20 protein-coding genes are annotated in these 25,236 nt (G+C 66.3%); 11 read left to right on the forward strand and 9 right to left on the reverse strand.

The annotated features are described in order from the left end of the window. Positions 1–384 precede the first annotated feature (384 nt). Positions 385–1,428, forward strand: coding sequence for a DUF2804 domain-containing protein (locus L6Q96_21490; GenBank protein ID MCK6557126.1), 1,044 nt, complete (start codon positions 385–387; stop codon positions 1,426–1,428). A gap of 44 nt (positions 1,429–1,472) precedes the next feature. Here L6Q96_21490 and lnt read toward each other — a convergent pair whose 3' ends face one another. The 4 genes from lnt to L6Q96_21510 form a co-directional block, all read right to left on the reverse strand. Further along, positions 1,473–3,044: an apolipoprotein N-acyltransferase gene (lnt, locus tag L6Q96_21495; protein ID MCK6557127.1), complete on the reverse strand. Its 1,572-nt coding sequence runs from the start codon at positions 3,042–3,044 to the stop codon at positions 1,473–1,475. A gap of 6 nt (positions 3,045–3,050) precedes the next feature. Next, positions 3,051–3,254 (reverse strand): cold shock domain-containing protein, encoded by a 204-nt coding sequence (locus L6Q96_21500; protein MCK6557128.1) that lies wholly within the window; start codon positions 3,252–3,254, stop codon positions 3,051–3,053. A gap of 104 nt (positions 3,255–3,358) precedes the next feature. After that, on the reverse strand, positions 3,359–4,621 hold the full coding sequence (locus L6Q96_21505) for a DEAD/DEAH box helicase (GenBank protein MCK6557129.1): 1,263 nt from the start codon (positions 4,619–4,621) through the stop codon (positions 3,359–3,361). A gap of 207 nt (positions 4,622–4,828) precedes the next feature. Continuing rightward, entirely contained in the window at positions 4,829–5,203 is a 375-nt protein-coding gene (locus L6Q96_21510) for a hypothetical protein (GenBank protein ID MCK6557130.1), read from the reverse strand. 166 nt (positions 5,204–5,369) lie between these two features. Between L6Q96_21510 and L6Q96_21515 the strand changes: the two genes are divergently transcribed. Beyond that, on the forward strand, positions 5,370–6,329 hold the full coding sequence (locus L6Q96_21515) for a LuxR C-terminal-related transcriptional regulator (protein ID MCK6557131.1): 960 nt from the start codon (positions 5,370–5,372) through the stop codon (positions 6,327–6,329). Between the two features lie 16 nt (positions 6,330–6,345). Here L6Q96_21515 and L6Q96_21520 read toward each other — a convergent pair whose 3' ends face one another. Next, a complete protein-coding gene (locus tag L6Q96_21520; protein MCK6557132.1) occupies positions 6,346–8,088 on the reverse strand; it encodes a thioredoxin fold domain-containing protein in 1,743 nt (580 codons plus the stop codon). 63 nt (positions 8,089–8,151) lie between these two features. On the opposite strand from L6Q96_21520, the gene L6Q96_21525 reads away from it, so the two are divergent. Then, positions 8,152–9,042, forward strand: coding sequence for a hypothetical protein (locus L6Q96_21525; GenBank protein ID MCK6557133.1), 891 nt, complete (start codon positions 8,152–8,154; stop codon positions 9,040–9,042). A 17-nt stretch (positions 9,043–9,059) separates the two neighbouring features. Here L6Q96_21525 and ribB read toward each other — a convergent pair whose 3' ends face one another. After that, complete coding sequence (gene ribB / locus L6Q96_21530; GenBank protein ID MCK6557134.1) at positions 9,060–10,310, reverse strand: 3,4-dihydroxy-2-butanone-4-phosphate synthase; 1,251 nt, start codon at positions 10,308–10,310, stop codon at positions 9,060–9,062. A gap of 142 nt (positions 10,311–10,452) precedes the next feature. Here ribB and L6Q96_21535 point away from each other — a divergent pair, with 142 nt between their 5' ends. Next, a complete protein-coding gene (locus tag L6Q96_21535) occupies positions 10,453–10,926 on the forward strand; it encodes a PTS sugar transporter subunit IIA (protein MCK6557135.1) in 474 nt (157 codons plus the stop codon). A gap of 19 nt (positions 10,927–10,945) precedes the next feature. Then, positions 10,946–12,529 carry a 4-alpha-glucanotransferase gene (gene malQ / locus L6Q96_21540; GenBank protein ID MCK6557136.1) on the forward strand — a complete coding sequence of 528 codons (1,584 nt, stop codon included), beginning with the start codon at positions 10,946–10,948 and terminating at the stop codon, positions 12,527–12,529. A gap of 89 nt (positions 12,530–12,618) precedes the next feature. On the opposite strand, the gene L6Q96_21545 is transcribed toward malQ, so the two are convergent. From L6Q96_21545 to L6Q96_21555, 3 genes are all read right to left on the reverse strand, one after another. Continuing rightward, positions 12,619–13,662: a hypothetical protein gene (locus L6Q96_21545; protein ID MCK6557137.1), complete on the reverse strand. Its 1,044-nt coding sequence runs from the start codon at positions 13,660–13,662 to the stop codon at positions 12,619–12,621. Then, on the reverse strand, positions 13,631–15,847 hold the full coding sequence (locus L6Q96_21550) for a DUF1156 domain-containing protein (GenBank protein MCK6557138.1): 2,217 nt from the start codon (positions 15,845–15,847) through the stop codon (positions 13,631–13,633). The genes L6Q96_21545 and L6Q96_21550 overlap by 32 nt, the downstream gene beginning before the upstream one ends. Positions 15,848–15,947: 100 nt before the next feature. Further along, positions 15,948–16,496 (reverse strand): hypothetical protein, encoded by a 549-nt coding sequence (locus L6Q96_21555; protein MCK6557139.1) that lies wholly within the window; start codon positions 16,494–16,496, stop codon positions 15,948–15,950. A gap of 116 nt (positions 16,497–16,612) precedes the next feature. On the opposite strand from L6Q96_21555, the gene ilvD reads away from it, so the two are divergent. From ilvD to L6Q96_21585, 6 genes are all read left to right on the forward strand, one after another. Then, positions 16,613–18,490 carry a dihydroxy-acid dehydratase gene (gene ilvD / locus L6Q96_21560; protein MCK6557140.1) on the forward strand — a complete coding sequence of 626 codons (1,878 nt, stop codon included), beginning with the start codon at positions 16,613–16,615 and terminating at the stop codon, positions 18,488–18,490. Positions 18,491–18,528: 38 nt separating this feature from the next. Further along, positions 18,529–20,349: a homoserine O-acetyltransferase gene (locus tag L6Q96_21565; GenBank protein ID MCK6557141.1), complete on the forward strand. Its 1,821-nt coding sequence runs from the start codon at positions 18,529–18,531 to the stop codon at positions 20,347–20,349. A 103-nt stretch (positions 20,350–20,452) separates the two neighbouring features. After that, positions 20,453–21,406 carry an N-acetyl-gamma-glutamyl-phosphate reductase gene (argC, locus tag L6Q96_21570; GenBank protein ID MCK6557142.1) on the forward strand — a complete coding sequence of 318 codons (954 nt, stop codon included), beginning with the start codon at positions 20,453–20,455 and terminating at the stop codon, positions 21,404–21,406. A 26-nt stretch (positions 21,407–21,432) separates the two neighbouring features. Further along, a complete protein-coding gene (locus tag L6Q96_21575) occupies positions 21,433–22,083 on the forward strand; it encodes a glutathione S-transferase family protein (protein ID MCK6557143.1) in 651 nt (216 codons plus the stop codon). Between the two features lie 109 nt (positions 22,084–22,192). Then, the gene (locus L6Q96_21580) at positions 22,193–24,925 is read left to right on the forward strand and encodes a 2-oxoglutarate dehydrogenase E1 component (protein ID MCK6557144.1); all 2,733 of its coding nucleotides are present in this window, start codon (positions 22,193–22,195) and stop codon (positions 24,923–24,925) included. After that, a partial coding sequence (locus L6Q96_21585) for a dihydrolipoyl dehydrogenase (GenBank protein MCK6557145.1) occupies positions 24,915–25,236 on the forward strand: 322 nt, incomplete at its 3' end. The genes L6Q96_21580 and L6Q96_21585, both read left to right, overlap by 11 nt.

Consider the following 25,236-nt stretch of genomic DNA (forward strand, 5'->3'; position numbering starts at 1 on the left):
GCCCCTCGATACGGAGCCCGGGGGATGGGCTCCTACTCGGGGCGAACGGGCTGGTTGTTCGCTTTGGGTTGCGGGCGTCAGCCCGCGCTAGGCCACTAGTTCGCGAGTTCGTCGCATGGTGCGAAGAATTTCGGAATGCGGATTTCGGAATGCGGATTTCGGATTGTGGAAGACGGATTCATGAGTTCCGCAATCCGCATTCCGCAATGGGTTGCGGGCGAAGCCCGCGCTGAGAGTCCGGCGGGATTTCCAGCCCCGGCGGCGATTCGAGAGCGGCGGCGCCGCGGTCCGAACGTTACCCCGGAACGACGTCTTACGGGTTGTTAGGCCCGGCGGCTCGTGGTACGCGGCCGTAACGTTATGGGGCAAGACGCGCGAACGACCGTGGCAGACTCGACTCGGCGCGTCAACGTCGAACGCGAACTGACCGCTGCGGTCGACCTGTGCTTGCCGAACGGACGGCTCAACCCGGCGGCGACGGGGTGGTCGCGCCGGCCGTTGCACCGCTGCAATCTCTCGGGCCGCTGGCCGCGCAAGAAGCGCTGGGATTTCTGGGGCGTGACGACCGATACGCATATGTTCGCCATTACGTACGGCGGCACGGACTACGTCGGCGTGGTCACCGTCAGCTTCCTCGACTATGCCGCCGGGAAGCGTGTCGAGCACACGCGTCTACTTCCCCTGGCGCGGGGCATGCGCTTTCCCGACACCGTTGGCGGTGGCGACCTGCGCTTCTCGGCGCCGGATCTGCAGGCGTCCATCTCCGAGGAATCCGGCGGTACCCGGCTTGCCGGCGCTTTCCACACCCGCAACGGTCGCCGCCTTGAAGCCGAAGTGCTGGTCGCACGGCCGCCCGGACACGAATCCCTCAACGTGGTCATTCCCTGGAGCGCGACCTGTTTCCAATTCACCTCGAAGCAGAACACGCGGCCGGCCACCGGCACTGCGGTGCTCGACGGTACGACCTACCGCTTCGGCCCGGAAAACCAGGCCTATGGATGTCTCGACTATGGCCGCGGCATCTGGCCTTACGACACGGTGTGGAATTGGGCGTCCGCTTCGGGACGGCAGGGCGGCCGGGTCGTGGGACTCAATCTCGGCGGCCAGTGGACCGACGGCACCGGCGCTACCGAGAACGGTCTGTGCATCGACGGCGTTCTGCACAAGATCGGCGAGGATCTGGTGTGGGAGTACGACCGCCGCGATTTCCGCCGCCCGTGGCGAATCCGTGCACCGCAATCGGGACGCGTCGATCTCGAAGTCGTTCCCCGTGTCGAGGAGTCTGCCCGGCTCGATCTGCTACTGGTGCGCACCGAACTGCACTGGGTCCTTGGCGACTTCCACGGCACGGTGGTCGGCGACAGTGGCGAGCGCCGGCGCCTCGACGGCCTCACCGGCTGGGCGGAAGAGCACCGCGCCCGCTGGTGAGCGCACCGGCGCCCGGCCCGCCGATCTGGTACGCCGAGTTCCGGTCACGCCGTTCGGCCGCGCACGAGGAGCACCGCGGCGCCGAGCACGACCATCCAGGCGAAGACGTCGCCGTAACGCGTGTAGATCGTCTCGATTTGCAAGGGGTGTACGGTGCCGGTGACGACTTCCTCGCGGAACACCCCCCCTTCTGCGACTACCCGTCCGGCCGGGTCGATGATGCTGGTTACCCCGGAGTTCGACCCGCGCAGCAGGTAACGGCGGTTCTCCACGGTGCGCCAGAGCGCCAGCGCCTGGTGCTGGTGCGGTGCGGCGGTATCGCCGTACCAGGCATCGTTGAGAATCGTGGCCAGCACCTCGGCGCCGCCGCGGGTGGTCTCGCGCACCATGTCCGCGAGCAGATCCTCGTAACAGATCAGCTGGCCGACCCTGGCTTTGCCGGGAACGTCGAAGATGGCCACCGTCTTTCCGGCGGTGTACGACCCGCTCATCGGACTGATCTCCTTGATCGCCGGGATCAGCGACGACAGTGGCAGGTACTCGCCGAAGGGCATCAGAATGCGTTTGTCGTAGCGGCCGAGAACGCGCGCGTCCGGTCCGACGATGAAGGCGCTGTTGAACTCGTCGGCCTCACGCGGGCCGGTCAGGCGGTACGCGAGGCTGCCGAAGATCAGCGGGCGGCGAGTCTCGGGGAACGGGTGCGTCTTGTCGTCGAGCCCCACGGCATCGGCGGGGATCCACTCCTGCTGCACCGTTTCCGGCCATACGAGCAGGTCCACCGCATCCTGCACGGCGGCCGAAAGGCGCCGGTAGGTATCGACGTTGACGGTGAAGTAGCGAATGTCGCCTTTTTCCTCGATGCCGATGTTGCCCTGCACGAGCGCGACCCGCATGGCCGGGGCCGCGGTTATCGCGGCATCGATCGCCGGCAGGCGCACGGCGCCGTACGCCGCAATGGCGGCAGCCAGGGTCGCCGCCGCGCCCAGCGGTGCCCAGCGGCGCGGCCGCTGGCCGAGGGCGACCAGCCCGGCGGAAAACCAGACCATGGCGAAGCTGAGCGCGTAAGGGCCGGTGAGGTCGCCCACCTGCAACAGCACCGGCACATGCCACTGAGTATGGGCGAGGCGCCACGGAAACAGGTTGGGGAACAGGAACTCGAGGCATACCCAGACGAGTGGCGGCGCCACCGCGAGCGGTCCCGGACCGGTACGCCACAGCGCCAGCGCAAAAAGCACGAACTGGCCTGCGGTGAACAGCGTGAGGGTAACGTAGAACAGAGTCGCCAGCGCAACGCCGAAGCCGCCGAAGACGTGAATGGTATAAACGAGCCAGTAAAAGGCGGGGAGATTGGTGGCCAGGCCGGCCACGAAACCCAGCTTCGCAGCCTGCCGCGCCGATACGGCCCGCGGGACCACCCAGAGCAGGGGAACGAAGGCCACCCAGGCGAGGGGGAAGAGCGCAAAGCGCAGAAAGCAAACCGCGATCAGGAGTCCGCCGGCCGCTGCCGCTGCGTAAAGCGTCGCCGTCGCAGTCCGCGCCGCTACCGTGTCGGCAACCGGCCGAACGCCGGCGGCGAGTGCCGGGGTCGACTCCATGGCCGCAGTTGCCTGCCGCACCCCGCTTCAGCGCGGCTTCACCATGCTCGCCTGCGGGCCCTTCTCGCCCTGGCGCATCTGGAACTCGACGGAGTCGCCCTCGCGCAGGTCTTCGAACACGACCTTCGGGGCCATCCGCGAGCGATGAAAGAACACGTCGTCACTGCCGTCGTCGGGCACGATGAAGCCGAAGCCCTTGTCGCGAACGATCTTCTTGATGGTACCGTACATTCCCGCTCTCCTCCGTTTGCCAGGTCGCAAGCGTTGTCCCCGCGCGGGAACCATCGCCGCGGCGCCGACCGCTTGCCCTTTATCCGCCCTCTGCCATCTGCCGTTTACGCCGTCGAGCTTGCGGAACCGCGACCGCGTCGGGGGCGGCGCAACCGTTGCGGGCGCGCGTTGCCGCCGCCGGCGCCGTCACCGCGGTGGTCGCGACGATGGGGAGTCGGCCGCACCAGCATGTCATCGTGGACCTCGGCTACGGGAATCTTGAAGCCGGTGAGGTCTTCGATCGCGTGCAGGGATTCGACGAACTCCTCGCAGGCGAGACTGATGGCCGCTCCGGACGCTCCGGCGCGCGCCGTGCGTCCCACGCGGTGCACGTAATTCTCGGCGTCCTGGGGCAAGTCGTAATTGATGACGTGGGTGATGTCCTCGATGTGTAAGCCGCGCGAGGCGACGTCGGTGGCGACCAGGATGGGCAACTCGCCACTCTTGAATTGATGCACGAGCTTCATGCGCAGGCGCTGGTCGAGGTCCCCGGTTATGGCCCGCGCCGCGTAACCGTTGTCGGTTAATCGCTGGGCCAACCATTCTCCGGCGCGCTTGGTGTTGACGAAGACCATGGTTCGCTCGGGCCGCTCGCGGTGAAACAGGCCGAGCAAAAGGGGAAGCTTCTCGTGCCGGCCGACATGGTAAATCAGGTGGGTGACGTTCTCGGCAGTGACCTGTTCGGGCGACACCGTCACCTTGGTCGGGTCGTTCATGTGCTCGTAAGCGAGTTCCATGACGGCCCATGAAAGGGTGGCGGAGAACAACAGCGACTGGCGCTTATCGTACGGGGGCAGCCGGCGCAGGAGAAAACGGAGATCGGCGATGAAGCCCATATCGAACAGCCGATCGGCCTCGTCGATGACCAGCACCTCGACGCGTCGCAGCGAATAGACATGTTGCTTGAGGTAGTCGATGAGCCGGCCGGGAGTGCCAATGACGATGTCGCAGCCCTGCCTGAGCAGATCGCGTTGCTTCTTGTAATCGATGCCGCCGAAGACGGCCTGCATGGACAGGCCGGTGAAACGGCCCAGTTGCTGCGCGTCGTGCAAGATCTGCACGACCAGTTCGCGTGTCGGTGCGACGATGAAGGCGCGGGGGGCGGGCTCCGGGGTCGGTTTCGCGTCGTGCCGCAGAAGTCGGGCGAAAATACCGATCAGGAAAGCCGCCGTCTTGCCCGTACCGGTCTGCGCCTGACCGGCGACATCCTTGCCCGCGAGGGCAAGCGGCAAGACCTTTTCCTGGATCGGTGTGCAGACCGTGAATCCGGTGGCCGCAATCCCCTGCTGGACGGACTCCGGCAGGGAAAGGGATTCGAACGCTAACATCCGTCAGTCACGAAGTCGGTGCCTCGCTCCCATGATGCCGCGGAGTGTAGCGCGCGGTTCCTCGGCGGACAAGCAAAACGCCGATCCCGCCGAGGCGGTCCGACCCCGATGACTTATGTGCTGAAGTCCCCGGCGCCCTCCTTGCCGCCGGGTACTTCAGACCGGATAAGCGAGCTGGCGGTGGATACCGCCGCGAACCGGATCGGCTTACCGCCTGGCAAGCTCGATGTGCTGTTCGTGGCTCTCGGCCAGTTGCACCAACTCCTGCTGCTGCGCCCGGTAACGTTTCACTCTATCGCTCTGCATGCCGGCCATGTTTTGCTGCAGCTTGCCGCCCGCGCTTCGCAACGTCGCCAGGACCCGCTCGGCCCGTTCGGCCCTGGCTGCCATCTCCGTCGCCTGGCGCCTGTAACCGTCCGCCAACTGCGCGTGCTCCTCTACCGTAAGGGCTGTCGGCTCGCCCGCCGGAACGTCCCCGGACCACGCCAGAGTCGCGGGCACGGGGATCAGGACCAAAGCCGCCGCGACCGCCGCAACTGCCAGCCGCCGGTGGGAACTTCTCGACGTCGTTTTCGTACACATCTCGGGCCTCCTTATCCGCCGGTTTGCAGCCCAGTCTAATCCGAGTCGGACAGGGGACAATGTCCATAGATTGCCTATTTAGAGCCTACATGGTTTAGGTATCATGATCCCAAGATCGTCGGTCCCGAGACGGAAGTATGGTTCCCGGTTCTTCAGGAGAGCGTCGATGAAGCAAGCCCGCCCCGGGCCACCGACCGCCGCGCCGCGGCGGACCGTAGAGCCATTGCGGTCGGCGCGTGGACCCATGAGCCTCGACCGCGCACTGCAGGAGCGCCGCAAGGAACTCCGTTGCCTGTACGGAGTGGTGGAGCTCGCGGACCGTCACGGCCTGTCGGCGAAAGAGTTCGTTCAGGGCGTGGCCGATCTGCTGCCCTCCGGTTGGCAGTATTCCGAGGCTGCCGCTGCCCGGATCGAGCACGAGGGCGAGGTCTTCGTCAGTCCCGGCTTCGAGGAAGGGCCGTGCCGTCAGGCGGCTGCGATCGTGGTCAATGGGCGACCGTGTGGAAGTGTCGAGGTGTTCTACACGGAGGAGAAGCCCGCCGCGGATGAGGGTCCGTTCCTGCGCGAGGAGCGCGAGTTGATCAAAGCCATCGCGCAGAAGGTCGGGGCGGTCGTCGATCGGATTCGGGCCGAGGAGGCCATCCGCAAGGCTCACGAGCGGCTGGCCGTCGAAGGGCGCGCTCTGCACGAGGCCAATGCTGCTCTGCGGGTCGTGCTGGCCAGAATCGAGGAGGAAAAGGCGGCGATCAAGGGATCGATGGTGGCGAACATCAACAAGATAGTTATGCCCCTGGTCCTCGCTCTCGAAGCCGAGATCGAGCCCGAGAAGCGGGGGTACGTGACGTTGATTCGTCGCAACCTGGAAGAAATCGCCTCGCCACTACTCGACGATCTCTCCAGGCAGTTCATGGCGTTGACCCCGGCCGAGTTGAAGGTCTGCAACATGATTCAGATGGGCATGCGCACCAAAGAGATCGCCGAACTCCGCGGCATATCTCCGGCGACCGTGAACCGTCAGCGCGAGAGCATTCGACGCAAACTGGGACTTGCCGGTAAGCGTGCCAACCTCACCAGTTTCGTGCGCCGGTTCCAGAGTTCGGGACCGCCCCGCTCGCAATCCGAGTAAGCCGTCCGGCGGCGGCTCAGCGCACCTCCTGCATGGCGGTCAGCAGTTGCTCCGCGCCGACGTAGCCGACCATTCTCCGCACCTCGGTGCCGGAGCCGTCGAACAGAATGATGGTCGGGACGCCCTGTACGCCGTACCGCTGGACGAGTTCCAGCACCGGCGGCGTCTCGACCGTGATGTCCGCCTTCAGCATGGCGAAGCGCTCCGCCTCGGCCCGCACCGCCCCGTCGCGGTAAGTCGTGCGCTCCATTTCGTGGCACGGGATGCACCACTCGGCCACGAAATCGACGAGCACCGGCCGTCCGGCCGCCCGTGCGGCATCGATTGCCGGCGACGCCAGGGCCTCCCAGCGGATCGCGCTCCGCGCTTCGTACGGACTTGCCACCCACAGCGCCATCGCGACGGCCGCCAACCCGATCGAGCGGCGCACTAGCCGAAACGATTCCAATTGCCGTCCCGCTCGATCGACGAAGCCCAGGTACACGCCCGCCGCCGCCACCACCGCCGGCAGTAGCAGCCCCCGCCACTCCTCCGGCAGCAACGGCGCGACAAACTGCGCCGCGAATCCGAGCAGTACGAAACCGAGGACGTGCTCCACCCACACCAGCCACTCGCCCGACCGCGGCAGCCGCTTGATCCGGCCAGCCGCTACCGCCAGCGCCACATAAGGCAATCCCATCCCGAGACCGAGGGCGAAGAACAGTTGCAGGCCCAGTCGTACGTCCTGCGCGCTGCCCACGAACACCAGCAACCCGGCCACCACCGGCCCGACACAGGGAGCCGCCACCACGCCCATCGTCAGACCCATCACCCCGGCCCCGACGACCCCCGGCACCGCGCTGCTCGCCCGCTGCAGCAGCCAGGCCGGGGGCTGAAGGTGGTACACCCCGAAGTTGCTCAGGGCCAGCACGACGAAGAGGCCGGCAATCGCCACGAGCACGGCCGGTTGCTGCAATGCCGCACCGAACAGCCCTCCTGATAGGGCGGCCGCAACACCGAGAACCGAGAACGTCACGGTAATGCCCAACACGTAAACGCCGGCAAGGAGGAGCACGCGCCCCGTACGATGATGAGCCTGGGACCCAAAATAGGCCACCGTGACCGAAATCAGCGGGTACACGCACGGCGTGAGGTTAAGACCCAATCCGAGCGCCAACACCAACAGCAGTGTCAGCCCAACCCCGTGCCGGTCGATCCACTGACCGAAGTCCGGACCCGCCGCACGGGCGCCCGTACCGCGGTTGCCGCCGGCGGACTCTGCCGCGACCACGGGCAAGGCCGCTTCGGTTTGCGCGGTCGCCGGCGGCGTACAGGTCGTGTCGCTGCATGCCTGATAACGCAGGGCGGCGACGACCCGTACGCTCTTGGCGGCGAAATCGGCGGGAACCGTGACCGCCGTGGCGATCCCGAAGCTATCGTCGTAGACCAGCAGCTCTCTGCCCGGGGCGAAGGCAAACGTTCGTTTCACGCCTGCCGGATAGACCGGGGGCGCGACCGCTACGTCCGGCGGTAGCGTCAGTGCGAGAACCGTCGGTACGAGAAAGGTGTCGGTCGGCCGGTGTGAGTTGATGTGCCAGCCCGGCTCGACATCTACCATCGCCTCGATCGACGTTGTCCCCCCGCGCGCCAGCCCGCCGCTGTCCGTTTGCAGCCGCAGACGCACGCGTTCCGCCGTCGTCCCGTAGGCGGCCGCGGCCGCAAGGCTGACCGCCAGCAGCGCACCGATTCGCAGCAGCCGCACGGCCGAAAACGCAAGCACAGGCGACGTCACCTTGCAAACCGCCTGCCGCGCAGGATACGCGGTAACTGCCAGGGAGAGCGAATGCGGCGGGCGGTGGCGGCGTATCCGACGGTGGCGGTGTGGGCGGTGTGGATCGCGACGTCGCTGCTCGGCCATAGCGCCCGCGGCGAGGTTCTGTTCCCGCTCACCACCGAGGATGCGCGGCCGTTGCCCAGCGGTATCGGCGCGGCAACGATCGGCGCGGCGTACTACCACAACCTCCTCTTCCCGTATTTCACGCCGCCCGGGCTCATCGAGCGACAGGATCTCGTTGCCATTCCCGATTTGAGTTTTCGCATCGGGGCCGGCGACTGGGTCGAACTCCAGGCCGGTTTTCCGCTGCTCTACCTCGACGAGCGCGGCGTCAGCGGGCAAACCAACCGGCAATACGGTCCCGGCGATGCCAGCCTCTTCACCAAAGTCCGTATCCTGAAAGCGGCGCCGCACCGGCCGGCGCTGGCGGTTCGCTTCGGCGCCCAGCTTCCCAACGGCATTCGCGCCGACCGCCTCGGCACCGACGAGATGAACTTCATCGGCGACCTGCTTGCCAGTTACGCGATCGGCCCGGTGTGGACCCACGTTAACCTCGGTATGGCGCTGGTCACGATTCCGGAACCGGAGCCGTACGACACCTTCACCTCCGAGGGGCAGGACGACCTGTTCGTCTACCGCGTGGCCGCCGTGTCGCCGTGGTGGGGCAAGGTGGAAGCGGAAGCCACTCGGGTGCGCTTGCTCGGAGAGGTCGCCGGCTCGGCCGGCTCGCGTTTCGACAACGATCGGGCCGACGTGCGCGCCGGTCTCCAGATCCAATGGTCGCAGGCCATGCTCTTCGCGGGCCTCAGCACCGGCATCGTCGAAGAAAGCGAGACGATCGGCGCCTTCGCCGGGTTCACGTACTTCATCGACTTCAAGGCGCTCTGGCATGAAGACTGAACCCGCGCCGGTGGCGGTCAGGCTTCGCGGATTCGACGGGTCGGACGGCCGGAAGTGCGGCGGGGAGGACGGGAGGCCCTTGACGGTACTCCGGCCGGGAGGTCCAGCGGCACGCAATCGAGTATTTCGAGACCGTATCCGGGGAGGCTGACGAGGTTCTGTGGGAAGTTGCTCAGCAGCCGGATCTTGCGCACGCCGAGGTCGCGCAGGATTTGCGCGCCGATGCCGTACTCGCGGAAGTCGCGCTCGCGGTTGGAGGCTCCCGTGCTGGGGCCGCGCCGTCGTGGCGGCCGTACGGCGGCGGCGCGGCGGCTGCCGACGCCGGCAATCTCCTTGCCGCGGCCGTCGCGGCGCAGATACAGCACCACGCCGGCGCCGGCGCGGGCGATGACCTCCATCGACTGGTGCAACAGCGCGGCGGTGTTGCGCTCGGCCATACGGAAAACGTCACCCGGGACGAATTCCGCGTGCGCCCGCACGAGGATCGGCTCCTCGGGAACGATCTCGCCCTTGACCAGGGCCACATGCTCGCCGTCGTCGACTTCGCTGTGGTAGACGTAAAGGGTGAAATCGCCGCCGTAGCGGCTGCGCAGCCGCGAGGTGGCAACCCGGCGTACGAGCGAGTCGCAGCGCAGTCGGTACTGGATCAAATCGGCAACGGTACAGATCCTGATCTTGTGGGTGGCGGCGAAGCGTTCGAGATCCGGCAGGCGCGCCATGGTGCCGTCGTCCTTCATGATCTCGCAAATGACGCCGGCCGGCCGCAGACCGGCAAGCCGGGCCAGATCGACTGAGCCCTCGGTCTGGCCGGTGCGCACCAGCACGCCCCCGCGCCGGGCGCGCAACGGAAACACGTGCCCCGGCACCACCAGATCGTCCGGCCGGGCGCCCTCGCGAATCGCCGTCAGGATGGTGGTCGCCCGATCAGCGGCCGAAATGCCTTTGCCGATACCGCGCCGGGCGTCGATCGACACGGTGAAGGCGGTACCGAGTGGGGAGCGGTTTTCCGCCACCATCATGCTCAGGCCCAGCTCGCGGATGCGTTCCTCGGTAAGCGCGAGGCAGATCAGGCCGCGCCCGTATTTCGCCATGAAATTGATGGCTTCCGGGCTCGCCTTCTCCGCCGCCAGGCACAGGTCGCCCTCGTTCTCGCGGTTCTCGTCGTCCATGAGGATGACCATCTTGCCGGCGCGAATGTCGGCGACGGCTTCCTCGATGGGGCTGACCGGGCTCGGCCGCTTCGGGGGCACCCGGAAGGTCGTGAACATGCGGGCTCGCTTATAGCTCGCGGCCCATGGTGTGGAAAGCATGGTCGAATCGCCGCCCGCCGCCGGATGGGCCCGTCTTGAAAGAAGCCGTCCCTCCTGAGACAAGAATCGGGCACGTGTCTCGGGAGAGGATTTTCAGACGATGGTTACGCGGGTCAGCGACGCCCTCGGTGGAACGGTGGTCGTGCGCCCGTCATGGGGCACATTCGAGGAAACCGTCGACCAGCTCATCGCCGTGCTGGTAAGCTCGGGCCGCCTCGGCAGCTCCAGGGCGGCGGTCGCCGGGCAGCGTATCCGCGAGCGCGAAGCGATTGCGGGTACCGCTATGGTCGACATCGGCGTCAGTATTCCACATGCCCGTATCGCCGGGGTCGATCGGATCGTCGCCGCCATGGCGGTTTCTTCGGGCGCCGTTTACGAAGTCGCAGCCGGTTTGCCGATATCCATCGTCGTGTTGGTATTGTCGTCGCCGGACCTGACCGGCGAGCACCTGGACTTCCTGTCCGGCGTCTCCCATCTCCTGCAGTCCGACCGGATGCGCGAACTCCTGCGGCACGCAGGCTCGGTCGACGAGGTGGTCGATCTGGTGCGCGGCAGCGAGATCGCCCGCGGCTGAAAGGCGGAGCGAACATCTCATGATCTCGGGCCAGGGGTTCCCCCGCGCCGCAGGGGTGGCGATTCCTCTGTTTTCCCTGCGGGGAACTCACGACGCCGGCACCGGTGCGATCGCCGACCTCTTCGGGACGATCGACTGGATGGCGTGGTGGCATCATCGCGTCTTGCAATTGCTGCCGATTAACGAGGCGGACCCGGACAACACCAGTCCCTACGACGCCCTGAGCGCCTTTGCCATCGACCCGAGTTACATCTCCGCCGCCGATGTCCCGGACGTTCAGGACAACCCCGCCGCGCAGGAGTGGCTGCAAAGCGCCGAAGCCGGGGCGGTGTTGAGAGCGGCGCGGGCCGCCCGGCGGCGGCGGCGGGCGGCCTACGACTACAAGCTGCGGTTGCTCGAATGGGGGTACGAACATTTCGCGCAGTACGCCCCCGACCATCCGCGCCGCCAGGCGTTCGATCATTTCTGTGTCCACTTCAAGTGGTGGCTGGACGAGTACTCTCTCTATCGTGCGCTGAAGGAAGAGCAGGGCTGGCGCAGTTGGGAAGAGTGGCCGCTGCCGCTGCGCGATCGTCAGGCTCGCGCCCTCGCGATGGCGCGCGACCGGCTTGCGGCCCGGACCCGTTTCTTCCGGTACGTGCAGTGGGTGGCGGCCGAGCAGTGGTGGGCCTTGCGGCGCCACGCCTACGAACGGCGCGTGCTGCTCAAGGGCGACCTGCCGTTCGTCTGCGCCCGCGACAGCGCCGACGTCTGGGCGCATCCGCATCTCTTCGACCTCAGCGGTTCGGCCGGCGCTCCACCCGACGACTTCAGCGCCGCCGGTCAGGCATGGGGTCTGCCGCTCTACAACTGGGTGGCGCTGCGAGCCGGCGGTTTCGGTTGGTGGCGCGAGCGTGCCCGGCACGCGCGCGATTTCTACGACATCTTCCGCGTCGACCACGTCGTCGGGTTGTATCGAACCTACTCGATCCCCGTGTGCAAGGGCGGCACCTCGGGTTTCGTACCCCGCGAGGAAACCGTGCAACGTGCGCAGGGCATCGCCCTGATGCGCGCCCTGCTCGAAGAGGCGGGCCCCACCACGATGGTTGTTGCCGAGGATCTCGGCACCGTGCCGCTGTGGGTTCGGGAGTCCCTCGGACAGTTGCGGGTGCCCGGCTACCGGGTCTTCCGCTGGGAGCGGCACGACCACGTCTACACCGACCCCCGCGACTACCCGCCGCTATCGGTCGCCACGACCGGTACGCACGATACGGAAACGCTCGCCGAGTGGTGGAAGACGCTTCCCGACGGCGAGCGGCTCGCGGTCGAGAGGGCGGTGGGCCTCATCGACCACGAGCCGCCGCCACCGGCACCACGGTCGTTTGCCGAAGTACACCTCCCGGTGCTGCAGCGTCTCTACGAGTCCGGCTCCGCACTGACGATTCTTCCGGTGCAGGATATGTTCGGGTGGAGCGACCGCATCAACGTCCCGGCGACGGTGGGACCGGAGAACTGGTCGTGGCGTCTGCCGGTGCCGACGCAGCAGCTCGACGAAATGCCCGGCGTCCGCGCGCGCCTCGAACACCTGCGCGGCATCGTCGACCGCAGCGGCCGCTGGTCGTAGAAGCCGTTGCGGCCCCGCGCGCTGAAGAAGCGCGTGCGCCGGATGCGGTGGGCGGCGATCGTGGAACACACACCCTTTTCCTCGTCGCGCTATCGGGTGGCGAACTCGCGGAGGCGGGTGCACCCAACCAATCGGTCGAGAATCTTTGTCGTGAAGACCTTCCCTCTCGTCGCCAACAGTAACTTGCGCATGTCCTCTCTGCGGACGCCGAAACCCCGGCCGCCGATGCATGCGATTACTTCAAACCCTCTACGGTCCTTCCGTTTGTTGCGTTCGCTGAGTTGCGCCAGGTGTTGCACACGGGTCACCTTGTCCCGCGCCGTACCGTCGTCTTCGGTGAGCTTGGCCTCGATAACAATCTGAGGATTGAATTCACTCGGGATAATGAAGTCGGGCGCTTGGTCAAACCCGCGGATCTTCTCCGCCCGCCTGGTCTTGCGATAGCTGATCCTGCCCTTGGCCAGGGTATCTTCGATTGCCGACTCGAGGACATTGCCTACCAGCTCCGAGACCGAATCCCGATGGCCAGCAAAGGGCCGACCAAGGAAGCGTTCGTACAAGAGCATGGCGTATGGCGCACCAAGCTGAGCCAGCGAACGAACGCCTTCTATCCCGTTGCGCGTGTCGGCCTTGTCCAGACGATGGAGCTTGTCTCGGTTCGGTTGCTGAATTGGCTTCGTCAACAACCGACAGGCGGTGATGACCAGTTGCTTAAGACGCCTGGTGCCCTCAGCAGTTGGTCTGATCCGTTCGAGGGGCGCGATCCGGATCTTTCTATCGAGGCTGCGGGCAAATCCCTGGGAAACGACGACATCGCTGTGCTGGCTGGCCAGATAAGCGAACTCGGGTGGCGTGAATCCGAGCATCGTCCTCAGCACGACCAGGGCGAGCGGTGCGCTGAGGACGGTCTCAAGAACGACCTCCGCCTGCATTCCCTCGAAACCGTCCGTTGCCTTCTTCAGTGCTTCGTATGCGTGTTCGAAAACCGGATAGTCGACAAAACCGGCGCCTTTCGGAAGCACCAGGAACTCCGACTCCAGCGTCGAGAACATGACCGAGACAAACGAGTCGGGATCGGCCTGGAGTTCGGCGAAGGTCGCTTCAAAAGGATACTTGGGCCGCCTTATCCTCATACTGCCCCTCCGCCTCTCGTGCCCGTGCCGAACGCGACCCGGCCCGGATCGAGAGATCGGCAGGAAGCAGTCGCTCAACCGACTGGACCCCGCCCAGCGACAAGATCATCTCGCGAACACGTGCCATCTTGTATTGCCAGGGCCGCTCCGAGTGCCAGCTCGCGCGCAGCCGCCAAATCGCCAGGCGGATGAGGTGTCCGAAGACGACACACCGCGCATCCCCACGAGTTGGTTTCACACCGCCCTTTCGCAAACGAGCCAAATCGTGCAGCACGAGCTCCGCAATCTGTCTGGGGGCGAACGCCAGTGTGGAGCGCGATACGGTACCCGTGGACCGACACACGAACACCGTATCGATGACCGAGGAGCCGGTACCGTTGATGTGGATCGAGGCCCCCATCTCGGCAGGACATGGAATCGACGCCGAGCATGCTAGGCGCGCGTCGAGAACCGCTACTGCAATCGGGTAGTACGCTTCGATGGTGTTGTGATGGAACGTGAACGCCAGGGGGCGGCCAGGCTTCAGTGCCGTCGTCATTCTCTTGAAAACCGAGGATATCCCCTCAGCAAAATGAGAGAGGCCGCGGTCCATGGTTGTGTTGCCGGTGAGTTCATGTGGATTTCGCGTCGTCGCGCGGCTAAGCGCTTCGTTGGTGTCCGATCCGACCAGGCGGCGCAGCCAGACGTAACAGAAGTCCATCAGCTCGGCGTACTGTACGTTGGCGAAGTACGGGGGGTCGGTTAAGACGGCGTCCAGCGAGGCTGCCGGGATATCCGCGTGCGTGGCGCTGGCGCACTCCAGCCGTACGTTTCGTTTCACTGGCGGCCCCGATCCGTTGCGGACGTCGCCTATCCACTCTCCCGTGATTGGCACCTGCACCTTGCGTCCCCCGTGCTGCCGCACCTCGAATGGTGCTTCGCAGTACTGCTTCGCACGGACAAACTTCTCGACGATGTTTGACCACCCACCGCTACCGACGTTTACGCCGTTGCCGTTACGCCGAATGCCCAGGAGGTTCGATTCGCATTCCACCAGTCCGACCGGAAAGCCGTGGACCGAGAAGATGTCGAGCGACTTTAGCGCGTAGGTGTCGTACCGGCACACCATGTTCTGATAGCGGAGCAGATCGGAGAGATTCGTGGCGAGTGCGTTGCGTACGCGCTCGTCGGGCTGTTTGACGATTGTACGGCAGATCAGCTCCAGTCCGAGCAATTGCCTATCGTTGAACATCTCTCGGTAGCGACGATATCCCCACCGGTGCAAGCGGTCCGTCTCGTCGCCGGCCGGGATTTCGTCGTCCGGGATGTACTCGGCCTTCATCTGGCGCCGCTTGCGCCCAGCTTCGACGTAACGACCAAGATCCGCGGCGTCGGGTTTCTTGAAGAACCGTCCCTGATGGCAGGGCCTGCAATGCGTGCAGTTGTACTCGATCGCAAACATCCGGTGCGTTGGCGGCCCCGCCGATGCGTCGGGAAAGGAGATCTCGATGCTGCATTCGTGGCATCTGACACGGTTGCGCCGCGCCGGGCCGGTGGTGGTGAGTTGCGCGCGACACCGCGCGCAGCAGCCCGGTTGGTCGCGGTCATCGACTTCTTTGAGATCGCCGCACCCGGGGCAAACAATAACATTTCTCGGGTGGCGGCGGTTCTCGGCCAGCAGGTAGCCGGGAAAGAGGTCCACCGAACGACGGCAATTGGGGCACGGGTGCTGCTTGACCCACAAGAAATACTTCACGGAAGCGTCGGGGCGACCGCATTCGAGGCAAGTTGTCTCATACAGGCGGCCGACCTGTTGGACGAGCCGCCTTTCCAGCTTATCGGCAGCGGCACGGTAAGCTCGTAGGTCGAGGTGTTCGATCTCCTGCCGCACTATCCAGTACGCCATCGGGTTGATGTCGTAGCCGACGACGTCGCAGCCAACCCGGTTGGCTTCCAGCAAAGGGGTGCCGCCGCCCATGAAGGGGTCGGCGATACGGATACCGCGCAGGTCGTGCGAACGGAAGAAGCTCTGTTCCAGCGGTGCGTCGACAAACTCCGAGAGAATCAGCGCTCTAAAGAGGGTGCCGGGCCGGCGCGCGAACCACTTGTGGACTGCTATGATCGGCCGGTAGTTTTGTTGGATCTGCTTCTCCCGTAGTGCCAGGTCAGCAACCAACCCCACGTCGAAGTTCCGTTCGATACTCATCGGCCGCCTGCCCACCCATCCAGCTCAGAACGTGAGTCGAGGATGCTTGGTCCCGGTAAAGGGGTCAAGGAGGCAACGACCAGAAATGCGCCGTGGCCGCTCAGCCCCCGAACGATCGTGTGTACAGGTCTTCGATGGCGGCGCTGCCGTTGTCGCGCAGGTAGCGGGTGCCAGTACCGCAGAAATGCGGGTGGCCGATCGTCGGTACGTGCGGCTCCCACGCCGTGCCGGTCCAGCGCAGCCAGCCGTCCTTGTCCTGATCGAAGACGTACAGCGGCTTGTTGCAGAGCTTGGCGAACTCGGCTCCCCAGCCGGTGCCGCCCTTTACGGTGTCGTCGGCGAGCACCGTACCGACGACGTAGATCTCCTGCGCGTTGTTGACCTGATGCCAGATGAGCTGCAGGACCTTCTTAATGTAGTCGGTATCCGGGTAGTGGCGGTGCATGAGCCTGGAGACGTACGCCAGACTGACGTCGCCGTGGAGCAGTTCGGCGTGGGTCAGCGTGCGCACGCCGCGATGGCGGTCGATCTCGTGGCCGTCGAAGGTGAAATTGACCTCCTCGACCCCGTGGCGCTCGGCCAGCGCTCCGAAGGTCGCTTCCGCTCCGCGCAGCCCGCCGCTGTACAGCACGCATTCGCTGGCTTTCATGCTCCTCGCTCCGTTCGTTTCTTATCGCGTCGGCTCCTATGCATCGCCGACGGCAGGCCCCTTTGCAAGGTGCGCGCAGGCTTTCCTCTGTAGCCGGAGTTACCTACACTCGGCGCATGAACCCCTATCGCAGCCGCATCACCACCCAGGGCCGTAACATGGCCGGCGCCCGCTCGCTGTGGCGCGCCACGGGCATGACCGACGCCGACTTCAACAAACCCATCGTCGCCATCGCCAACAGCTTTACCCAGTTCGTCCCCGGCCACGTCCACCTGCACGACGTCGGCCAACGCGTGAAGCGCGTCATCGATGCGGCCGGCGGCTTCGGCGTCGAGTTCGACACCATCGCCGTCGACGACGGCATCGCCATGGGTCACGGCGGCATGCTCTATTCGCTACCCAGCCGCGACCTGATCGCCGATAGCGTCGAGTACATGGTCGAGGCGCATGTCGCCGATGCTCTCGTTTGCATCTCCAACTGCGACAAGATCACTCCCGGGATGTTGATGGCCGCCATGCGTCTCAACCTCCCGACCATTTTCGTGTCCGGCGGACCGATGGAAGCCGGCACCTCCTCCGGTACCCACGACGCCGAGGGCCGCCCGCTCCCGGCGGCCAAGCTCGACCTCATCGACCCGATGATAGCCGCCAGCGACGCGAGCGTCAGCGACGCCGCCCTGCTCGAGATGGAACGTTCGGCCTGTCCGACCTGCGGCTCGTGCTCGGGCATGTTCACCGCCAACAGCATGAACTGCCTCAACGAGGCTCTCGGTCTGGCCCTGCCGGGCAACGGCACGGTTCTCGCCACGCATGCCCGCCGCTGGCAGCTCTTCGAAGACGCCGGCCGGCGCATCGTCGATCTGGCGCGACGGTACTACGTCGACGGCGACGCCGGCGTGCTGCCGCGCAGCATCGCCACCCTGGCCGCGTTCGAAAACGCCATGACACTCGACATCGCCATGGGCGGCTCGACCAACACCGTGCTGCACCTGCTCGCCATTGCGCACGAAGCGGGAGTCAGGTTCACCATGCGGGACATCGACCGCCTGTCGCGCGGGGTGCCGAACATCTGCAAGGTGGCGCCTTCGTCTCACTACCACGTCGAGGACGTCAACCGCGCCGGGGGCATTTTCACCATTCTCGGTATGCTCGACCGCGCCGGTCTCATTCATCGCGAGGTGGCGGCGGTGCACAACGCCAGCATGGGCGCCGCCATCGACGCCAACGACCTGTCGCGGCCGAGCGCCACGGCCGAGGCGAAGCAGCGGGCACTCGCGGCGCCGGGTGGCGTCCGCACCACGGCCGCTTTTTCTCAGGACAAGTACTACGCCTCGACCGATGACGATCGGCGTGCCGGTTGCATCCGCGACGTCGAGCACGCCTACAGCGCCGACGGCGGACTCGCGGTGCTCTACGGCAACCTCGCCGAGGACGGCTGCATCGTGAAGACCGCAGGCGTCGACGAATCGGTCTGGAAGTTCGAAGGGCCGGCCCGCGTCTTCCATTCGCAGGAGGATGCCTGCAATGCCATTCTCAACGATCGGATCGAACCGGGCGACGTCGTCGTCATCCGCTACGAAGGACCGAAGGGCGGGCCGGGCATGCAGGAGATGCTCTATCCGACTTCGTACCTGAAGGGGAAGAATCTCGGCAAGGCCTGTGCGCTGGTCACCGACGGTCGTTTCAGCGGCGGCACCTCGGGCCTCAGCATCGGTCACGTCTCCCCGGAAGCGGCGGAAGGCGGCGCCATCGCGCTCGTGGAAGAGGGGGACCGCATCCGCATCGACATCCCGAACCGCCGCCTCGATCTGGTCGTCGACGACGCCGAACTGAAGCGCCGCCGCCTCGACATGCTGGCGCGGGGCGATGGCGCATGGCAGGCGAAGGAGCGCAAGCGGGTCGTCTCGCAGGCGCTGCAGACGTACGCGATGTTTACGACCAGCGCGGCGCGCGGCGCGGTGCGCGACCTCGAACAGTTGCGCCGCCGGTCGTAGGCCCGGCCAACGAGGGGCGTGCGCATCTCGAAACGACCGTGAGCGAACGAGCCTTCGATAGCAGCGACAGTGTCCGCGGCGCCGTACCCTTGCGGCATGCGCAATACGTCACCTTCGATGGGCCGATTCCTCTCGCCCTCGAAGGTACGTTGCCGCGGGTCACCGTGGCCTACGAGACCTACGGCGCACTCGACCCCCACGGCGACAACGCCGTGCTCATCTGCCACGCGCTCAGCGGCGACTCCCATGTCGCCCGCCACGACGATGCGGACGATCCGGGTTGGTGGGACGTCGTCGTCGGTCCCGGCCGCGCCATAGACACCGAGCGCTATTTCGTCGTCTGTCCAAACATCCTCGGCGGCTGCCGCGGCACGACGGGGCCGAACAGCATCAACCCGACCACCGCCCGACCCTACGGCACCGACTTTCCCACGGTGACCGTCGCCGACATGGTCGAGGTGCAACGCCGGCTGATCGACCACCTCGGCATCGGCACGCTGCGCGCCGTCGTTGGCGGTTCGCTCGGCGGCCATCAGGCGATCACCTGGGCGGTCCGCCATCCGGAACGGGTGCGCGGCTGCGTGGCACTGGCCAGTTCGCCGCGGCTCACCAGTCAGGCCGTTGCCTTCGACGTCGTCGGCCGCAACGCGATCATGCACGACCCGGAGTTCCGCGGCGGGCAGTACTACGAGGGGGATTCCGCCGGCCCGACCGTCGGCCTGGCGCTGGCTCGCATGCTGGCGCACATCACCTACCTGTCGCGGGAGTCGATGACGGCCAAGTTCGATCCGACCCGCCTGGAGCCGCGCGACGTGCCGACGCAGTTCGAGAAGAAGTTCTCCGTCGGCTCCTACCTCGCGTACCAGGGGCACCGCTTCGTCGAGCGCTTCGACGCCAACAGTTACGTGACCTTGTCGATGGCAATGGACCTGTTCGACCTGGGGGCGACACCGGAGCGACTGCACGCAGTGCTTGCTCGCAGCCAGTGCCGCTGGCTGGTGACCAGCTTCACGAGCGACTGGTTGTTCCCGCCCGAGCAGAGCCGCGAGCTGGTGGCGGCTCTGCTGGCGACGAACCGCCGCGTCAGTTATTGCAACGTCACAACAAGAGGTGGTCACGACTCCTTCCTGCTCGAGGAGAACCTGTCGATTTACGGCGGCCTCGTGCGCGGATTCCTGGCCAACCTGGGCCCGCGCCCGGCGCTCGGCGCGGCGGAGGTGCCGGACGTCCGGCAGACCCCGGCGCCCGGCTCGACGAGCATCTTCCGCGATCAGCGGCTCGAGTACGACCTGATCCTCGAACTGATCCCGCCGGGTGCGAGTGTCCTCGATCTCGGCTGCGGCGCCGGCGAGCTGCTCACCCGACTGCGCGACCGCGAGCACACCCGGATCGTCGGCGTCGAGATCGACCAGGTGGCGGTGCTCGCCTGCGTGGCGCAGGGGCTCGACGTCATCCACGCCGATCTCGAGCGTGGCCTGTCCGCCTTCTCGGACGGACAGTTCGACGTCGTCGTGCTCTCCCAGACTCTGCAGGCGATCGACGATACGCAGGGGATCCTCGCCGAGATGCTGCGTATCGGACGGACGGCCGTCGTCAGCTTTCCGAACTTCGCCTACCACAAGTTGCGGCGCATGCTGGCCGAAGAGGGGCGCTCGCCGAAATCCGAAGGCCCGTACCACTTCGAATGGTACAACACGCCGAACCGCCGCTTCCCGTCGATTGCCGACGTCGAGGACCTCTGCAGCCGCATGGGCATCGCCGCCCGACGCCGCGTTTATCTCGATAGCGAAACCAACTGCCGCGTCACCACAGACCCGAACCGCAACGCCGATATCGCCATCTTCGTGCTGGGCCGGTGATCGGGGATCGGCGGTCGGCGCGCCCCGGGGGCGCGGTCCCTCGCCCGAACCAAACGAACCCGGCACTTGAGCCGGCGCGGGCACCCGCGCTACCGTCCGTAATATGCCCCCGAAGGTGTACATCGACGGCCACGTCGGTACCACCGGCCTGCGCATCCGCGAGTGGCTTGCGGGCCGCGACGACATCGAGGTGCTGGCGCTGCCCGAGGCGGAACGGAAGAACGAGGCGGCGCGACGCGAGCTACTCAGGGCCGCCGACGTCACTATCCTTTGCCTGCCCGACGACGCCGCCCGCGACGCCGTGGCGTGGGCCGCCGACGCACCGACACGCATCATCGATGCCAGCACCGCGCACCGCGTGGCATCCGGTTGGGTCTACGGACTCCCGGAACTGACCGCCGAACAGCGCGCGGCGATCCGCGATGCCAGGCGGGTTTCCAATCCCGGCTGCTATTCGTCGGCGGTCATCCTGCTGCTCCGCCCGCTCATCGATGGCGGCGTCTTGCCGCCGGCGGCGCCCCTCACCTGCCACGCACTCTCCGGCTATTCGGGCGGCGGCCGTCAGCTCATCGAGAAGTGGGAGGACCCCCGGGGCGGCTTGCTGGCGCTGGCGTACGAAGCTCCCTACGCACTCGATCGCGTCCATAAGCACGTCCCGGAAATGATGCGCCACGGCGGGCTACAGCGGGAGCCGTACTTCGAGCCCGCGGTCGGACCGTTCCGCTGCGGCATGCGCGTTCAGATTCCCTTGCACGCGGACGTCCTGGCGCCCGGCCACGGCGGGGCAAGCGTGTGGGAGGCGCTCGATGCCCGCTACCGGACCGAGCCCTTTGTGCGGGTCCTGCCGCTGGCGGCTGCGGCGCACGACGAACGCAGTTTCGACCCGCAGGCGTGCAACGACACCAATCGCATCGAGTTGCAGGTATTGCCGCATCCGTCGGGACACGTGTTGCTGATGGCGCGCCTCGATAATCTGGGTAAGGGCGCCAGCGGCGTCGCGATCCAGAATCTCAATTTGATGCTCGGGCTCGACGAAACCGCCGGTCTGCGACGTTGACGATTTCGGGAGGCGAAAGGAGGGCGATGCCGATGCGACTGTTCCGACTGCGCTACAGCCCCTTCGCGCTGAAGGTACAGAAGGTTCTCGACCTGCTCGGGCTTAGCTACGAGGCGGTCGACGTACCCTACGGCGACCGCAGCGAGCTGGTGGCGGTGACCGGCGGTTACATTCAGGTGCCCGTGCTCGTCGACGATGACGGCACGGTGGTCGTCGACTCGCGTGCCATCTGCGAGCACCTGCTGTGCGGCGAGCGCGCCGCCCGCCTCGTACCGCCGGGTTGGGATGGTCCGATCTGGGCCTACGCCGACTGGTGCGACGGACCGCTCGAAGACGTCTGCTTCCGCCTCGCCACGCCGGCGGCGCGGCGCCAGTTCGCGCGCCCGGTGGATCGCGCCCTTTACACGTTCATCAAGGAGCGCAAGTTCGGCCGCGGCTGCGTCGAGGAGTGGGAACATAACGCCGGTGAGCTGACGGCCCGCATCCGCGAGATGCTGGCGCCGACGGTACGAACGCTGGCGCAACGCCCGTTCCTGTTCGGCGACCGAGTGACGCTGGCCGATGCGGCGTTATACGGGCAGTGCGCCATGCTGCGCGTCGCCGACCCGGCGATGCCGGCGGCGCTGGCGCCGGAGTTGGATGCGTGGATGGCACGCGTCGATAGCGCGCGGGTTTAAGCGACGGCCGCGATTGCCGGTGGCTTTGCGTTTGGCTGGACGCCAGCGGCCGCCGCTACCCCGATCGGGCATTGCTGCTATGGTGGGCCAAAATCTCCGGGAGCGGACCGTGCACAACCTCGACTTCATCAACCGTGCAAACGCCGACTACGTCGACGCGCTCTACCGCCAGTACCGGCGCGACCCCGCCTCCGTCGACGAGCAGTGGGCGATCTTCTTCGCCGGATTCGATCTGGCCACTGACAACGGCGCCAGGCTGGCACTGCCCACAACCGCCGAGCCAAACATCGGCGTCTACAACCTGATTCACTCCTATCGCGAGTTCGGTCACCTGATCGCCAACCTCGACCCGCTCGGGCACAACCTGACCGACCACCCCCTCCTCCAACCCGCCGAGTTCGGCTTCGGCGAACGGGACCTCGACCGCGTCGTCGACTGTCCGTCCTTCAAACACTGCAGCCGCGCGAAGTTGCGCGACATCATCGCCCTGCTGCGCCAGACCTACTGCCGGACCCTCGGCGCCGACTACATGGAAATCGCCGACAAGGACCGCCGCGAGTGGCTGCAGGAACGCATGGAGCCGACGCTGAACCGGCCGGTACTCGCCCTCGACGAGCGCCGCCGCATCCTCGCCGAGCTCGTCGCTGCCGAGGGCTTCGAGCAGTACCTGCACACCAAGTACGTCGGTCAGAAGCGCTTCTCGCTGGAAGGCGGCGAGGCGCTCATTCCGATGCTGTCGACGATCATCGAGGAGGCGGCCGCCGCCGGTGTCGAACAAATGGTCTTCGGCATGCCGCACCGCGGCCGGCTCAACGTGCTCGCCAATATCCTGCGCAAGCCGTACGAGATGATCTTTGCCGAGTTCGAAGGCACGTTTCTGCGCCCCGACATCCAGGGCGACGGCGACGTCAAGTACCACCTCGGCTACAGCCGCGACCATACCACCGGCTCCGGGCGCCGGATTCACCTGTCGCTGTGCTCGAACCCCAGTCACCTCGAAGCGGTCAACCCGGTCCTCGCCGGTATCGTCCGCGCCAAGCAGCACTACCTGCGAGACGTCGATCGCAGCCGCGTGGTCGGCGTCGTCATGCACGGCGACGCCGCATTCACCGGGCAGGGTCTCGCCGCCGAGACGCTGGCGCTCACCGAGCTACCGGCCTTCAGCAACGGCGGCACGATTCACATCATCGTCAACAACCAGATCGGCTTCACCACGTCGCCGGAGCACTATCGCTTCACCAGCTACCCGAGCGAGTTCGCAAAGATCATACAGGCCCCCGTCTTCCACGTTAACGGCGACGATCCGGAGGCCGCCGTCCAGGCGGCCCGCCTCGCCGTGGGTTTTCGCCACGCGTTCAAGGAAGACGTGATCATCGACCTCGTCTGCTACCGCAAGTACGGCCACAACGAGGGCGACGATCCGACCTTCACTCAGCCGACCCTGTACAAACGGATTGCCCGCCACCCCGGCGTGCGCCAGCAGTACACCGAGCGCCTGATCGAAGAAGGGGTGGTTGCCCCTGCCGACGCCGAGCGCCTGCAACGGGAGCTGCGGGAACTGTTCGACGACGCCCTGAACTACGCCCGCGACTTCATGCCGCGCCAGCAGGTGTTCGCTTTCAGCGGCGCCTGGGAAGGCATGCAATGGGCCGGCGACGACTGGAGCGCGCAGACCGCCGTCCCCGCCGCCACGCTGATGGCCGTCGCCGAGGGCGTGCGCGCGGCGCCCGCGGGCTTCGCCGTTCATCCCAAGGCGACGCGCCTGCTCGAGCAGCGCCGCGCCATGCTCGACGGCGAGGGCCGCGTCGACTGGGCGTGCGCCGAGATGCTCGCGCTCGGCTCGTTGCTCCTCGAAGGCAATGCTATCCGGTTCTGCGGTCAGGACAGCGGCCGCGGCACGTTCAGTCAGCGCCACGCCGTGCTCCGCGACGTTAACACCGACGCGCCTTACATCCCTCTCAATCGGCTGCGCGACGGCCAGGGCGAGATCGAGATCATCGACAGCATGTTGTCCGAAGCCGCAGTGCTGGGCTTCGAGTACGGCTACAGCAGCGCCGACCCCCGCAACCTCGTCGTCTGGGAGGCGCAGTTCGGCGACTTCGCCAACGGCGCCCAGGTGATCATCGATCAGTTCATCGCCTCGGCGGAATCGAAGTGGCAGCGCCTGAGCGGACTCGTGATGCTGCTGCCGCACGGGTACGAGGGTCAGGGCCCCGAACACTCCAGTGCGCGCCTCGAACGCTACCTGCAGCTCTGCGCGGAAAACAACCTGCAGGTCTGCAACCTGACCACGCCGGCGCAGTACTTTCATGCCCTGCGCCGACAGATGCACCGCCGGTTTCGCAAGCCGCTGGTGATCATGAGTCCGAAGAGCCTGCTGCGACACAAGCTCGTCGTGTCGCCGGTGCGCGACTTCTCCGCCGGCACCTTCCGTCCGGTGCTGGGTGACGTCGATCCGATCGATCCGGATCGAGTGCGCCGCGTTTGCCTCTGTGCCGGGAAGGTGTTCTACGACCTGCTCATGGCGCGCCGCGAGCGCGAGATCGACGATGTGGCGCTGGTGCGAGTCGAACAGCTTTATCCCTTTCCGGACGATGAGCTGCTCGCCGAAGTGGCCAGGTACCCCGCGACGGCCGAGCTGGTGTGGGTGCAGGAGGAGCCGCGCAACATGGGCGCATGGGCGCACATGGCGCAGTACACACGATACATGTTCGGCAACCGCGAACTTGGCTATGCCGGACGCCATGCGGCGGCCAGTACCGCTTCGGGGTCGTACAAGCTGCACGAAAGCGAAACGGAAGAGCTGATTCACTGGGCTCTGAGGAAGCCATATGCCCGTTGACGTAGTCGTTCCGACACTCGGAGAATCGGTCACCGAAGGCGTGATCGTTAGGTGGCTGAAGGAGGAAGGGGAAGCGGTGGCCGCCGACGAGGCGCTGCTGGAGCTGGAAACCGACAAGGCGAGCGTGGAGATTCCTGCGCCTGCCGCCGGCGTCCTGCACCGCGTCAAGAACGAAGGCGATAAGGTACAGGTCGGCCACGTCGTCGCCCGCATCGACGCCAGCGCTGCCGGCGCCCGCCCGGCCGCCGGTGCAGCGGCACCTGCCGGGCCGCCAGCCGCGGCGGCGGTGCCAGCGGCGGAGTCCCCGCCGC

It is taken from the genome of Candidatus Binatia bacterium, from assembly GCA_023150935.1.
Lineage (GTDB): Bacteria > Desulfobacterota > Binatia > HRBIN30 > HRBIN30 > JAKLJW01.

Excerpts from the sequence above, each read along its gene's own strand:
- L6Q96_21500 (MCK6557128.1), bottom strand. The coding sequence starts at position 3,254 with ATGTACGGTACCATCAAGAAGATCGTTCGCGACAAGGGCTTCGGCTTC.
- L6Q96_21505 (MCK6557129.1), bottom strand. The coding sequence starts at position 4,621 with ATGTTAGCGTTCGAATCCCTTTCCCTGCCGGAGTCCGTCCAGCAGGGG.
- L6Q96_21510 (MCK6557130.1), bottom strand. The coding sequence starts at position 5,203 with ATGTGTACGAAAACGACGTCGAGAAGTTCCCACCGGCGGCTGGCAGTT.
- L6Q96_21515 (MCK6557131.1), top strand. The coding sequence starts at position 5,370 with ATGAAGCAAGCCCGCCCCGGGCCACCGACCGCCGCGCCGCGGCGGACC.
- L6Q96_21525 (MCK6557133.1), top strand. The coding sequence starts at position 8,152 with ATGCGGCGGGCGGTGGCGGCGTATCCGACGGTGGCGGTGTGGGCGGTG.
- ribB (MCK6557134.1), bottom strand. The coding sequence starts at position 10,310 with ATGTTCACGACCTTCCGGGTGCCCCCGAAGCGGCCGAGCCCGGTCAGC.
- L6Q96_21535 (MCK6557135.1), top strand. The coding sequence starts at position 10,453 with ATGGTTACGCGGGTCAGCGACGCCCTCGGTGGAACGGTGGTCGTGCGC.
- malQ (MCK6557136.1), top strand. The coding sequence starts at position 10,946 with ATGATCTCGGGCCAGGGGTTCCCCCGCGCCGCAGGGGTGGCGATTCCT.
- L6Q96_21545 (MCK6557137.1), bottom strand. The coding sequence starts at position 13,662 with ATGAGGATAAGGCGGCCCAAGTATCCTTTTGAAGCGACCTTCGCCGAA.
- L6Q96_21550 (MCK6557138.1), bottom strand. The coding sequence starts at position 15,847 with ATGAGTATCGAACGGAACTTCGACGTGGGGTTGGTTGCTGACCTGGCA.
- L6Q96_21555 (MCK6557139.1), bottom strand. The coding sequence starts at position 16,496 with ATGAAAGCCAGCGAATGCGTGCTGTACAGCGGCGGGCTGCGCGGAGCG.
- ilvD (MCK6557140.1), top strand. The coding sequence starts at position 16,613 with ATGAACCCCTATCGCAGCCGCATCACCACCCAGGGCCGTAACATGGCC.
- argC (MCK6557142.1), top strand. The coding sequence starts at position 20,453 with ATGCCCCCGAAGGTGTACATCGACGGCCACGTCGGTACCACCGGCCTG.
- L6Q96_21575 (MCK6557143.1), top strand. The coding sequence starts at position 21,433 with ATGCCGATGCGACTGTTCCGACTGCGCTACAGCCCCTTCGCGCTGAAG.